Below are 12597 nucleotides of genomic sequence, written 5' to 3' on the forward strand. Positions count from 1 at the left end.
GGCGGGCCGCCGGCTCAGAAGGTCCAGTTGAAGGCGCCGTACACCGCCTGGCCGGGGACATCCAGCGCCCTGGGAGCCGCCAGCGGCTCGGCGTAGGTCAGATTCAGGCGGAAGCGCCGGCCGCTCCATAAAAGGCTCCCGTACCAGCTCTTCAGCGACTGCTTGCCCCGCTCCGGCAGGGCTACCTCCCCCGCTTCCAGCCCCAGGGCGGCGCGGACTCCGGTGCCGGAGAGCCAACCCGAGGCTATCGGGAAATGGCCGCTCAGTTCCTGGGTGGTGACAACACCGCTGTCGCCGCTCAAACCCAGCCCCTTGTAGCCGCGCACCGCGCTTCCGGTACCGATAGTGAACTGCTCGCTGCTGTACAGAGGGTCGGGGCTGTACTGACCCCGCAGCCCGCTGCGCCAGTACCAGTTGCGTCCCAAACCGGTAAAGCCGGTGCGGTAATTGAAGTTCAGGGTGTACTTGTCGAACTGCGCCCGCGGCGCACCACTGCCCTGCCCGTCTTCCAGGGCTCCGAACGCTCTCAGGCCGCGGTGGTAACCGAGTTCCGCAAAGGTGGAGCTGCCGCCCTCGCCGTACCACTGCCAGCTGCCGCCGAGTGAAGCCACCGACAGAGTGCGGCTGGAGGTTTCCAGCAGGACACCCTCGATAAAGTTGCGGCTTTTCTTGCGCGCCAGGCCCAGCTGCAGGCCGAGCTTGTTCTGCTGATCCCGGTACACCAGCCGCTCGGCGGAGGTGCGCAGCGACTGGGAGACGCCGGAGGATTCGAAACTGGTCAGAAAACCGGCCACGGTGGACAGGTATTCCGAGCGGCTCAGATCCAGCGAATAGGTCCAGTAGCGGAAAGGAAGGCTGTAGTGCAGGCTGGCGCTCTCGCTGCCCAGGCCGTCGGCCGTGTCCTCGGTGTCGCCCTGGTAATACAGGTAGCTGTAGTCGTTCAGTCCCAGGGGGCTGTCCCATTCCAGCAGCAGATTGCGCTGGGTTTCACCGGTGGACTCTTCGCCGCTGTTGTCATAGCCGATCGCAGCCCGGTAGCGCCGGGTCGGCCGGTTGTCGATCAGTACGCGGCTGGCTCCCGGTTTTTCCCCGGGCGCCAGTTTTACGCTGGCGTTGTTGGAAGCGAGGCGATTGAGCTGGTCCAGCCCCTGCTCCAGCGCGCGGAGATTGAACAACGCACCCTCCGCCAGCGGCATGGCCGCGGAGAGGCTCAGGTGGCGGTTGCTTTGGGGCTCGGAAAATTGCAGGGACTCCACGGTGCCGGGCACCACTTCCAGGCGCAGGGTCCCGCCGCTCAGGTCCTGCTGCGGCAAATAGACACGCGTTGTGACATAGCCGCGATCGAAAAAATAGCGGGTGAAACTCTCCACCAGCTGTCTGATCTGGTCGACACCCACGCAATAGCCGAAGAAGTCGCGGCTCAGTTCCTGCTGTTTTTTCTCCGGCAGCAGGTCTCCGCCGCCGTGGACTTCGAGGGAGGAAATGGGGAAGCAGTGCCGCTCTCCGGACTCCGCGCGATAGCGCTCTTCCGGCGGCAACTGCAATCGGTCCTGTGCCCTTCTGTGCCTCTGTTGTTCCCGCTGCTCGCGGCGAAAAGCCTCCAGCCGCTCCTGCTGCAACCGCAACTGGCGCTCGGCCTCCGTCAGATCCTGCGCCCGGGCCGACTGAAACCCGCAGAGCACTATAGTGATCACAAACTGCCAGAAAAACCTGGCCAACTGGCGAGATGACAAACCGCTTTCCCTGTCGTCAGAAAATTCCAAGCCGTTTTTGTGGCAAACCTCAATTAGCCGAAAATTTTAATTTTTTGTTGAGACAAACTCACCTAGCCGTCGACATTTCCGAGAGGCGCGTCACAAAAACTGCCGGAAATTCACCAACAAAAAACCCGCATCGAAATGCGGGTTTTTTCCATCGGCAGGCCGCAGCGCGGCGCGCGATTTTTACGGCAGCAGGTGTGCCACTGCGTCGCGCTCTTCCGCCAGTTCCTGCTCGGTGGCAGTCATCTTCTCGCGGGAGAAATCGTTGATGTCGACACCCTGGACAATTTCCCAGTCGCCGTTTTTGCAGGTGCAGGGGAAGGAGTAGATCAGACCTTCCTGGATACCGTAGGAACCATCGCTGTAGACGGCCATGCTGGTCCAGTCACCCTCGGCGGTGCCCAGGGCCCAGTCGCGCATATGGTCGATGGCGGCGTTGGCGGCGGAGGCTGCTGACGAAGCGCCGCGGGCCTTGATGATGGCGGCACCGCGCTGCTGTACCGTCGGAATAAAGTCGTTCTCGTACCAGTCCTGGTCGACTTTCTCCATCGCGGATTCGCCGGCCACTTTGGCCTGGTGCAGATCCGGGTACTGGGTGGAGGAGTGGTTGCCCCAGATGGTCATATGGGTGATGTCGTTGACGCTGGCGCCGGTCTTATTGGCCAGCTGTGACAGGGCGCGGTTGTGGTCCAGGCGGGTCATGGCGGTGAAGTTGCGCGGGTCCAGATCCGGCGCGTTGCGCTGGGCGATCAGCGCGTTGGTGTTGGCCGGGTTGCCGACCACCAGCACTTTCACGTTACGCGAGGCGACATCGTTCAGCGCCTTGCCCTGGGCGGAGAAGATGGCGGCGTTGGCCTCCAGCAGGTCCTTGCGCTCCATGCCCGGTCCGCGCGGACGCGCACCTACCAGCAGTGCGTAATCGGCATCCTTGAAGGCCACGGTGGCGTCGTCGGTCTGGACAATGCCCGCCAGCAGCGGGAAGGCGCAGTCCTCGAGCTCCATGGCCACGCCCTTCAGCGCTTCCAGGGCCGGGGTGATTTCCAGCAGCTGCAGGATAACCGGTTGATCTTTACCCAGCATCTCGCCGGAGGCGATACGGAACAGCAGCGAATAGCTGATCTGACCGGCGGCGCCGGTAACAGCAACACGAACAGGTGCTTTCACGATAGTTCTCCCTCGTTTGTAAGCGGCCCGCATTATAGAGACTTGCGAGCAAATTTCATCTCGCCCGGCGATATTCCAGACCTGAGTCGTAGGATGAGGTCTGCGCAATTATTGAGCGATACACAGATGCCGATCAGGCAGTGGCGACTTCGCGATAGCGGCTGTCGAGCGCCTTGTAGAGCTGCTCGCTGTAATCTGGCGAAGCAGTGTCCAACTGCGTGCTGATCTCGGCCAGGTGCTCGTTGTCCTCGCGCCCGCCCCAGTTCTTGACGTAGCTGCCGTCCTTGTAGCCGTTGTCCTGGCGGAAGCGGTTGAGCACATTCTTGCCCACATAGCGCTGGTAGAGCTCGTCGAAAGACATTCCCACATCGGCCATCAGCTGGGCAAAGCCGAGCAGATCGAACTGCTTGCTGGCCAGGGTGTTCAGGGTGAAGGTCTCCAGGTCCGCGCGGAAATCGCCCGGAGTCCGCTGCCCTGCCCCCAGCTCCTCCAACATCTGTAGCGCCACCTGCTCGGGACCGCCCTGTTGCAGCTCCAGGCTGAGGCCGAAGTGCCAGATATCCACCAGTTCCAGTTTGACCTGGTCCATGTCCGGCTCCTGCTTTTTCCACCACTTCCAGCCGTAGTGGTCCAGCAGCTCGGCGCTCTCGACCCAGATGGCCCGGTACCAGGCAAAATTCTGTGCGCGCCAGCTGTCGTTGACCAGCGTATTGATCTCGTCCTGCAGCGCCAGCATGGTCTGCAATTGCTGTTTCATCATCGGGTTTGAATCCAGTTGCCGGGCTCAGGCGGCCCGGGGGAATAATCGGTAGAAATTCTCGGTGGTGATCTCGGCCAGCTGCTCGAACGGCATGCCGCGCAGTTCGGCGATAAACTCCGCGACCTCGCGCACATAGGCCGGAATATTCGGCTTGCCGCGGTAGGGCACCGGTGCCAGGTAGGGAGAATCCGTCTCCACCAGCAATCGGTCCAGCGGCAGCTTGCGCGCGACATCGCGCAGTTCCTCGGCATTTTTGAAGGTCACAATACCGGACAGGGAAATGTAGTAATTGAGATCCAGCGCCGCCCTGGCCATGTCCCAGCTCTCGGTAAAGCAGTGCAGTACGCCGGCGTGTTCCAGGCTGCCGTGCTCGCGGATCAGCTCGATGGTGTCCTCGCGGGCGTCGCGGGTGTGGACTATGACCGGCAGCCCGGCGCGGCCGGCGGCCTGCAGGTGGGCGGCGAAGCTCTGCTGCTGGACTTCCTTCGTCTCGGTGCTGTAGTAGTAGTCGAGGCCGGTTTCGCCGAGGGCCACTACCTTGGGCCTCTGCGCCAGCTCCAGCAGCTTGTCGACATCGGCGAGACCGGAATCCACATCCAGCGGGTGCACGCCCACGGAGCAGACCACGTCGTCGTAGCGGCCCGCCAGCGCCACTACCCGGTCGACGTTTTCCAGGCTGATACCGACGCACAGGAACTTACCCACGCCGCGGCTGCGGGCCAGTTCCAGCACCCCGTCCAGGTCACCATCGAATTGATCCAGTTTGAGTCTGTCGAGATGACAGTGGCTGTCTACGAGCATGAACAATTACAGCGTGTGGGTGGGCCGGCTGGATTCGAGTGAACCCGCCAGGTAGGTTTCGATCTTGTTCTGGGCGATATTGTCCTTGTCACTGAACTGCACGCCGATACCCGGCGTGCGGTTGCCCTGGGCACCGCTCGGGGTGATCCACACCACCTTGCCGGCCACCGGCACCTTTTCCGGTTCGTCCATCAGGCTCAACAGCAGGAACACTTCGTCCCCCAGGTTGTAGGACTTGTCGGTGCTGATAAACAGGCCGCCGTTCTTTACGAACGGCATATAGGCCGCGTAGAGCACGGACTTGTCCTGGATCTTCAGTGAAAGGATGCCGTTGCGGGCACCGCCCCCCATGGCTTTCATGCCGGACCTCGTTGTTCTTGATTTGACGGTAACTTATCTGAGCGTACCGGTTGTGTCCAGAATTCCGGGGCTCGGCAAAGAGTACCGGGGCCCGAAGCGAAGGCCCTGCTGCCGGTAGTTCCTAGCAGACAAGCCTACAGGGATGTATTCACGGCGCCATCGGCCCATGGCCGGTCGCAAAACTGTACAGCAGGCGGTGCCACACAGGCGATTGATCGCGAGCAGCCGTCCCTGGAGCCCCGCCCGGCCCGGCCATCCATGGCCGGTCGCAAAACTGTACAGCGGGCGGTGCCACACAGGCGATTGATCGCGAGCAGCCGTCCCTGGAGCCCCGCCCGGCCCGGCCATCCATGGCCGGTCGCAAAACTGTACAGCGAGCAGTACCACACAGGCGATTGATCGCGAGCAGCCGTCCCTGGAGCCCCGCCCGGCCCGGCCATCCATGGCCGGTCGCAAAACTGTACAGCGAGCAGTGCTCGCTAAACGTACAGTTTTGCCCACCGGATCATCAGTTCTTCCAGTAGCAGGCGCTTGTTCGGGTTGGCGCCACAGGTCAGCGCCTGGCGCGCCTGCAGCAGCTGGTCGTAGAAACCGAACAGCGGGCGCAGGCTCTCCGCCCCCGTGCCTGGCAGCCGCTGCAGCAGGGCCATCACCTCCCCTTCAGCGGTCAGGTCGCAGCTGCGCGCGCGCAGCATCTGCGCCAGCCACTGCTGCCAGAACTGCAGCAGCTGGCTCAATTCCACACCTTCCGGCGGATTCTCCCAGCGCCCGGCCAGGGCAACGGCACTGGCGCTGCCCTGGGCCAGCGCGCTCAGATCGGCGAGGAACTGTTCGCGGGCCTCCAGAAATTCCGGCTCCGCCAGCGCCAGTGCCAACAGCGGCGCACCGCCGGACAGCGCCAATGCGCGTCGCGCCGCCTGGCCGTCGAGCCCGCCCTCCTGCAGCCAGCGCAGCGCCGCCTCCTCACCCGGCGTCGGGAAAGGCACCGCCTGGCAACGGCTGCGAATCGTGGGCAAAAGGCCCGAGGGGGAATCGGTAATCAGCAGGAAAAAGACCGACGCCGCCGGCTCCTCCAGATTCTTCAGCAGTGCGTTGGCCGCGTTGACGTTCATCGCCTCCGCCGGCGCCAGCCACACCACCCGCGCCCCCTCGCGCCCACTGGTACGACCGACGAAACCACCCAGCTGGCGAATCTGCTCCACCTTGAGCGGCCCACCGGGCTTTTCCGGCTCCACCCGCAGGAAGTCCGGGTGCGAGCCCGCCTGCCACAACTGGCAGCCGCGACAGCCGCCACAGGCGAGTCCATCCCGGGGCTGTTCGCACAGCACCAGCGCGGCAAAAGCCTCGGCAAAACGCCGCTTGCCCAATCCCGCCTGGCCGGCGAGCAGCAGCGCGTGCGGGCAGCGGCCGGCTCGCCACTGGGCACCGAGGCGCTGCCACTGTTGCGCCTGCCAGGGCAGCGGTGACGGGATGGTTGGTGTTTCGGCTGTTTCGGACACAAGCTTCGATCTTTCTATGTGTTTGTAGGAGCGGCCGTTGGCCGCGATCGACGTAGGGTAGCGCTTCGTAGTCCGATCGCGGCCAACGGCCGCTCCTACGGGATGAGTTTTTCCAGCTCCGCTTGCAGCTGCCGCTGCACCTGCTGCAGCGGTCGGCCGGCGTCGATCACCGCATAGCGTTCGGGGGCCGCCTCCGCGCGTTCGCGGTAGGCGGCGCGCACGCGCTCAAAGAACGCCAGCTGCTCGCTCTCGAAGCGGTCCGCGGCGCCGGTGTTGGCGGCGCGCTCGAGGCCGGTCTGCGGGTCCAGATCCAGCAGCAGCACCCTGTCCGGGCGCAGGTCCCCTTGCACCGTCTGCTCCAACTGCGCGATCAGTGCCCTATCCAACTGGCGGCCGCCGCCCTGGTAGGCGTAGGTGGCGTCGGTGAAACGGTCGCAGACGACCCAGTCGCCGCGCTCGAGTGCCGGCACTATCACTTGGGCCAGGTGCTGGGCCCGGGCAGCGAAGACCATCAGCAGTTCCGCGGTCGGGTCCACCGCCTCCTCGCGCTTGCGCAGCAGCATTTCGCGCAGCTCCTCGGCCAGCGGCGTGCCGCCGGGCTCGCGGGTCTGTATGAAGGGGATCTCCCGCGCGCGCAGCCAGTCGGTCACGAACTGCAGGTTGGTGGACTTTCCGACCCCCTCGCCGCCCTCCAGGACGATAAATCTGCCGCGCTGCACGTCAGTCTCCTTTTGCCGGGCTGGAGCGGTAGTCGGCGCGCCGTTTCAGCTGGTATTCGCGCACCGCCCGGTTGTGCTCCGCCAGGGTGGCGGAGAAGTGGTGGGAGCCGTCCCCCTTGCCGACAAAATAGAGGCTGTTGCCCGGCTTGGGGTTCAGCGCCGCGCGGATCGCCTCCCGCCCCGGTAGCGCAATGGGCGTGGGCGGCAGGCCGTTGATCACATAGGTGTTGTAGGGCGTGGGTTGGCGCAGGTGCGCGCGGGTCAGGTTGCCGTCGAAGGCGTCACCGAGGCCGTAGATGACGGTCGGATCCGTCTGCAGCCGCATTCCTTTGTTCAGGCGCCGCACGAACACACCCGCTATCTCGCTGCGCTCCGACGGCTCGCCGGTTTCCTTTTCGATCAGCGAGGCCATAATCAGGGCCTCGTAGGGGGAGTCGTAGGGCAGCGCCTCGTCGCGGGACTGCCACTCTTCGTTCAACACCTGTTGCATGCGCTGGTGCGCCTGGCGCAGCAGTTCGATATCCGTGGTGCCGGAGCGGTAGATGTAGGTGTCGGGGAAGATCCAACCCTCGGCGTTGCCGCCTTCGATACCCAGTGCGCGGGCGGCACTCTCGACGCTGCTGCCGGCTTCCGACTTGACGATATTGCGCCCCGCGCGCACCTGTTCCAGCGCCTGGCGGAAGGTCCAGCCCTCCACCAGGGTGAGGCGGTAGCGGGTCACGTCGCCGCGATGCAGGCGCGCGACCAGATCCATCGCGTTGCTGCCCCGGGGCAACAGGTATTCGCCCGCGTGGATACTGGTCTTGCCCTGCCAGTAGGCATAGGCCAGCACCAGCCGGCGCCACTTCAGGACGCCGCGTTGCTCCAGGTCCCGCAGTGCCCGCGACAGATTGCTGCCGCTGGCGACCTCGAAGCGCAGGCCGTCCTCGTCGACCGCCAGCGGCTGCACCAGGGCGGACTGAAACGCCCACAGGCTCGCTGCCGCGGCCAGTGCCAACAGCAGGAAACCGCCGAGGACATAGCGCCAGATACCTTTTCGGGGGGTTGCCCGCTTTTGTTTCACCACAATTCTTCCGCTATTAACTGCTGCAGTCTGCGCACCTCGGGCCTCGCGGGCCAGCGCCTGTAGCCGATCAGTTCCCGCACCGGCACCAGGCCGCGCACACTATTGCACAGCGCCACTTCTTCCGCCTCGCACAGCCTCGCCAGATCCATATCCACCTGTTCGAGCGCAAGGTGACTGGCGAGCCACTCCCGCATCACACCGCGCACGCCGCAGCGGCGCAGATCCGGCGTGACCCAGGTCGCGCCGAAGCGGGCGAGCAGGTTGCAGCGCAGGGATTCGATCACCCGCCCCGCGCCGTCCAGCATCAGGCCCTCACAGACCTCGCCGGCCGGCAACTCGGCACTGGCGCGATTATATCCTGTGCGCCGCAGCGATTTGCAGCCCGGGTTGGCAGAATCGGAAATCCGCAGCCGCGTGCGACACGGAAACAGGCGCGCGCCCGCCGCCAGTTCAGGCGCCGCATCCAGCGCTGTTACACTGAGATCCCAGTACTGGCGACCGTCAATCCAGCCCCAGCGCAGGCGCAGCTTGGACGGCTCCTGCGGGCAAATCGCGGCGACTCTGTGCAGGGTTTCGTCCATCTCGCGCAACAGTGCCGGGGCCACATCGCCACAGCGCAGCAGCCGCGCCCGGTGCAGGGGCCAGAGGGAGACGCGGCCGCGCTGACAGCGCATCGTCTCGAGCAGACCGTCGGTAAAATCCTGGTCGGAGGGAAGCCCGGTCGCGGCCGCGCCGCGCCGGAAGAATTGCGGGAGCTGAGACATGATTCCCCGGAATGAAAGGCGCCCGCGCCGCTGAGGGCGCGGGCGCAGCGGATCAAACGCGCCGGAAGATCAGCGAGCCGTTGGTGCCGCCGAAACCGAAGGAGTTGGACAGCGCGGCATCGATGGCCAGCTCCTGGGCCTCCAGCGGAACCAGATTGATACCGCCGCAGGCCTCGTCGGGGTTGTCGAGGTTGATGGTCGGCGGCGCCACCTGGTCGCGCAGCGACAGCACCGAGAAAATGGCCTCGACGGCGCCGGCGGCGCCGAGCAGGTGGCCGGTCATGGATTTGGTCGAGCTGACGGCCAGCTTGTCGCAGGCGGCGCCAAACACAGAGCGCACCGCCTTGATCTCCGCCTTGTCTCCGAGCGGCGTGGAGGTGCCGTGCGCATTGATGTACTGGACACCGTCCGCCGCCAGGCCGGCGTCGTTCAGCGCATTCCGCATCGACAGGGCCGCGCCGGCGCCGTCGTCCGGCGGTGAAGTCATGTGGTGGGCGTCGCCGCTCATGCCGAAGCCGGCGAGCTCCGCATAGATCCTGGCGCCGCGCGCCACGGCCCGCTCGTACTCCTCGAGCACCAGTATACCGGCGCCCTCCCCGAGCACGAAGCCGTCGCGGTCCACATCCCAGGGGCGGCTGGCCGCCTGCGGGTCGTCGTTGCGGGTGGACAGGGCGCGCGCCGCGCAGAAGCCACCCAGGCCGACCGGCGTGGTGACCATCTCGGCGCCGCCGCAGACCATCACGTCCGCGTCGCCGTACTGGATAGCGCGCATGCCGAGACCGATGGCGTGGGTGCCGGTGGTACAGGCGGTGGTGGTGGAGAGGTTCGGCCCTTTCATGCCGTATTTGATCGACAGGTTACCGGCCACCATATTGATGATGGCACCCGGCACGAAGAAGGGGGATACGCGCCGCGGCCCCTTTTCCGCAATCAGCATCGCGTTGTTTTCAATCGCCTGAATACCGCCCATGCCGGAGCCGATACAGGCGCCGATACGCGGCGCGTCCGCCTCGCTGACCTCTAGGCCGCTGTCCTCCATGGCCTGGATTGCCGCCGCCAGGCCGTACTGCAGAAACACGTCCATCTTGCGCGCTTCTTTTTCCGGAATATAGGGCGTCGGATCGAAATTTTTCACTGTGGCCGCAAAGCGGGTGGAAAATGCCGAAACATCGAAAGTTTCGATCGGCGCGGCACCACTGGTGCCCGCGAGGATGGCAGTCCAGGTCTCGTCCAGGGTATTGCCCAGCGGACTCACCATGCCCATTCCGGTTACGACAACTCTTCTACGCGACACGTTCGTTCCCCCGAAATTCACAAAGGAACTGCCGGCAGTGCCCTTTTGGGGCTCTCGAACGGACTCGAATGCGGCAGTCACTATTTCTCGGTGCTAATAAAAGGAGAGCCGTACTATGCAACATAGAACGGCTCTCACAATACACTCGGTTCCCGACGGCTGACGGCTATCGGGCCCCTAAACTACCCAGCGGGAATTAACCAAGGTTTTCCTTGATGTAATCGATGGCCAGCTGAACAGTAGTAATTTTTTCGGCTTCCTCATCGGGGATTTCGGTCTCGAATTCCTCTTCCAGAGCCATTACCAACTCAACTGTGTCGAGGGAGTCAGCGCCCAGATCTTCAACAAAAGAGGCTTCAGGCTTTACGTCTTCTTCCTTTACGCCCAGTTGTTCAGCAACGATCTTTTTAACGCGCTCTTCAATGCTGCTCATGATTCAATTTAACTCCTAGTGGATAAAAATCTGTTGTAGTCGTTATTGTTATTGCGCCGCATCAAGTTGCGGAGATAACGACCGGCTCACACAGCTTCTGGTTAATGCGAGGCGGCATTGTACCCCAACTTTTTCGGGATGTAATGCGCAGCCTTTCAGCACCGCAAGCTTGAATATAAATGCCTTTTAAATCAATCAGTTAGAGGACATTTTTGCAAAAAAATGTCACGCCATATACATGCCGCCGTTGACGTGAATGGTCTCTCCCGTCACGTAACCACCGGCGTCGCTGGCCAAAAATGCGACAACGGAAGCGATCTCTTCCGGCGCGCCGAGACGGCCGAGCGGGATCTTGCTCATCAGCGATTCGCGCTGCGCTTCCGGCAACACCTTGGTCATATCGGTATCGATAAAGCCGGGCGCGACGGTATTGACGGTGATGCCGCGCGAACCCACCTCCGCCGCCAGCGAGCGTGCAAAGCCGGCGACCCCCGCCTTGCTGGCGGCGTAATTGCTCTGACCGGCATTGCCCATGCTGCCGACCACGGAACTGATATTGACAATGCGCCCCCAGCGCGCCTTGGTCATATCGCGCAGACAGGCCTTGGTCACGCGGTAGACGGCGGACAGGTTGGTGTCGATGACCGAATCCCACTCCTCGTCCTTCATGCGCATCAGCAGGTTGTCCTTGGTGATACCGGCGTTGTTGACGAGGATCGTCGGCGCGCCGAATTCGCTCTTGGCGCTGTCGAGCAGCTGCGCCAGGCTCTCGGGGCTGGTCACATCCAGCACCTTGCCGGCACCGCTGATGCCCTTCTCCGCAAAGCGCGCGCTGATCTGCTCCGCACCGGAGGCGCTGGTCGCGGTACCGATCACCGTGGCGCCCAGGCCGCCCAGAGTGTCGGCGATGGCGGCGCCGATACCGCGGCTGGCACCGGTGACCAGTGCCACCTTGTCATTCAGGGAAATTGTTAGTGTCATTGTTGCTCCGTAAATTCGACCGAAGGCGAGTTTAACAAAACGCGCTTAACCGGCTGTGGCCAGAAGGGCTTCTTTGAACTGGACCGGGGTGTCGATGGTGTGGCTCGCCAGGCTGCGATCGATACGCTTTGCCAGGCCGGCCAGCACCTTGCCCGGCCCGCACTCCACGAGCTGCCCGGTGCCGCCGGAGGCCATTGCCTGCACGCAGGCAGTCCAGCGCACCGGGCTGTAGATCTGCTCCACCATCAGCGCCTTGATCGCCTGCGGATCCGACTCCGGCTTGGCGTGCACATTGTGAATAACGGGAATTTCCGGTGCGTGGAAAGTGGTGGCCTCGATTTGCGGTGCCAGCTTTTCCGCCGCCGGGCGCATCAGCTCGGTGTGGAAAGGGGCGCTGACCGGCAGCGCCATGGCGCGCTTGGCGCCGGCGGCCTTGCAGGCCTCGATCGCGCGATCGACGGCGGCGCTGCCACCGGCGATAACGACCTGCCCCGGCGAGTTGTAGTTGACCGCGGCCACCACCTCGCCCTGGGCCGCCTCGGCGCAGGCCTTTTCCACCACCTCGTCGTCGAGGCCGATCACTGCGGCCATCGCGCCCTCGCCCGCCGGCACCGCCTCCTGCATCAGGCGGCCGCGCTCTCTGACCAGGCGCACACCGTCGGCAAACGCCAGGGTGCCGGCACAGACCAGCGCCGACCACTCGCCGAGACTGTGGCCGGCCATGCGCGCCGGGCGCGCACCGCCGTTGGCGCACCAGGCGCGATAGAGCGCGACGCTGGCAGTCAGCAGCAGCGGCTGGGTGCGCTCGGTCAGATTGATATCGGCCTGCTCGCCGGTCTGGCAAAGATCCCAGAGGTCGTAGCCGAGCACGTCGGACGCCTCGGAGAACGTTGCGTGAATCTCGGGGAATTCAGCCGCGGCTTCCGCCAGCATACCTATCTGCTGGGAGCCCTGGCCGGGAAAGACGAATGCGAGGCTTGCATTGGTCATGGCACA

General features: G+C 64.1%; 13 protein-coding genes. All 13 read right to left on the reverse strand.

Features of this window, described 5'->3' with window-relative positions; genetic code table 11:
• Positions 1–14: 14 nt before the first annotated feature.
• The gene (locus tag ACXAF3_RS02765) at positions 15–1733 is read right to left on the reverse strand and encodes a ShlB/FhaC/HecB family hemolysin secretion/activation protein (RefSeq protein WP_475110744.1); all 1719 of its coding nucleotides are present in this window, start codon (positions 1731–1733) and stop codon (positions 15–17) included.
• A gap of 210 nt (positions 1734–1943) precedes the next feature.
• Positions 1944–2924 carry a malate dehydrogenase gene (locus ACXAF3_RS02770; protein ID WP_475110745.1) on the reverse strand — a complete coding sequence of 327 codons (981 nt, stop codon included), beginning with the start codon at positions 2922–2924 and terminating at the stop codon, positions 1944–1946.
• 133 nt (positions 2925–3057) lie between these two features.
• Positions 3058–3681, reverse strand: a complete 624-nt coding sequence (locus ACXAF3_RS02775) for a dUTP diphosphatase (protein ID WP_475110794.1) — start codon at positions 3679–3681, stop codon at positions 3058–3060.
• Positions 3682–3708: 27 nt separating this feature from the next.
• Positions 3709–4485: a TatD family hydrolase gene (locus ACXAF3_RS02780; RefSeq protein WP_475110746.1), complete on the reverse strand. Its 777-nt coding sequence runs from the start codon at positions 4483–4485 to the stop codon at positions 3709–3711.
• 6 nt (positions 4486–4491) lie between these two features.
• A complete protein-coding gene (locus ACXAF3_RS02785) occupies positions 4492–4845 on the reverse strand; it encodes a PilZ domain-containing protein (RefSeq protein WP_475110747.1) in 354 nt (117 codons plus the stop codon).
• A gap of 479 nt (positions 4846–5324) precedes the next feature.
• Positions 5325–6344 (reverse strand): DNA polymerase III subunit delta', encoded by a 1020-nt coding sequence (locus ACXAF3_RS02790; RefSeq protein WP_475110748.1) that lies wholly within the window; start codon positions 6342–6344, stop codon positions 5325–5327.
• A 95-nt stretch (positions 6345–6439) separates the two neighbouring features.
• Positions 6440–7063, reverse strand: coding sequence for a dTMP kinase (gene tmk / locus ACXAF3_RS02795; protein ID WP_475110749.1), 624 nt, complete (start codon positions 7061–7063; stop codon positions 6440–6442).
• 1 nt (position 7064) lies between these two features.
• Positions 7065–8126 (reverse strand): endolytic transglycosylase MltG, encoded by a 1062-nt coding sequence (gene mltG / locus ACXAF3_RS02800; RefSeq protein ID WP_475110750.1) that lies wholly within the window; start codon positions 8124–8126, stop codon positions 7065–7067.
• Positions 8123–8893 carry an aminotransferase class IV gene (locus ACXAF3_RS02805; RefSeq protein WP_475110751.1) on the reverse strand — a complete coding sequence of 257 codons (771 nt, stop codon included), beginning with the start codon at positions 8891–8893 and terminating at the stop codon, positions 8123–8125. Before ACXAF3_RS02805 ends, mltG begins: the two co-directional genes overlap by 4 nt.
• A gap of 52 nt (positions 8894–8945) precedes the next feature.
• Complete coding sequence (gene fabF / locus ACXAF3_RS02810; protein WP_475110752.1) at positions 8946–10187, reverse strand: beta-ketoacyl-ACP synthase II; 1242 nt, start codon at positions 10185–10187, stop codon at positions 8946–8948.
• 196 nt (positions 10188–10383) lie between these two features.
• The gene (gene acpP, locus ACXAF3_RS02815) at positions 10384–10620 is read right to left on the reverse strand and encodes an acyl carrier protein (protein WP_067080870.1); all 237 of its coding nucleotides are present in this window, start codon (positions 10618–10620) and stop codon (positions 10384–10386) included.
• Positions 10621–10845: 225 nt separating this feature from the next.
• Positions 10846–11601, reverse strand: coding sequence for a 3-oxoacyl-ACP reductase FabG (gene fabG / locus ACXAF3_RS02820; protein ID WP_475110753.1), 756 nt, complete (start codon positions 11599–11601; stop codon positions 10846–10848).
• Between the two features lie 45 nt (positions 11602–11646).
• Positions 11647–12591: an ACP S-malonyltransferase gene (gene fabD / locus ACXAF3_RS02825; protein WP_475110754.1), complete on the reverse strand. Its 945-nt coding sequence runs from the start codon at positions 12589–12591 to the stop codon at positions 11647–11649.
• Between the last annotated feature and the right edge of the window lie 6 nt (positions 12592–12597).

The sequence above is a fragment of the Microbulbifer sp. ABF4_143 genome (genome assembly GCF_056160225.1).

What these genes read in the sequence shown, in the direction of transcription:
- ACXAF3_RS02775 (WP_475110794.1), bottom strand. Translation starts at nt 3,681, where the DNA reads ATGAAACAGCAATTGCAGACCATGCTGGCGCTGCAGGACGAGATCAAT.
- ACXAF3_RS02780 (WP_475110746.1), bottom strand. Translation starts at nt 4,485, where the DNA reads ATGCTCGTAGACAGCCACTGTCATCTCGACAGACTCAAACTGGATCAA.
- ACXAF3_RS02785 (WP_475110747.1), bottom strand. Translation starts at nt 4,845, where the DNA reads ATGAAAGCCATGGGGGGCGGTGCCCGCAACGGCATCCTTTCACTGAAG.
- ACXAF3_RS02805 (WP_475110751.1), bottom strand. Translation starts at nt 8,893, where the DNA reads ATGTCTCAGCTCCCGCAATTCTTCCGGCGCGGCGCGGCCGCGACCGGG.
- acpP (WP_067080870.1), bottom strand. Translation starts at nt 10,620, where the DNA reads ATGAGCAGCATTGAAGAGCGCGTTAAAAAGATCGTTGCTGAACAACTG.
- fabG (WP_475110753.1), bottom strand. Translation starts at nt 11,601, where the DNA reads ATGACACTAACAATTTCCCTGAATGACAAGGTGGCACTGGTCACCGGT.
- fabD (WP_475110754.1), bottom strand. Translation starts at nt 12,591, where the DNA reads ATGACCAATGCAAGCCTCGCATTCGTCTTTCCCGGCCAGGGCTCCCAG.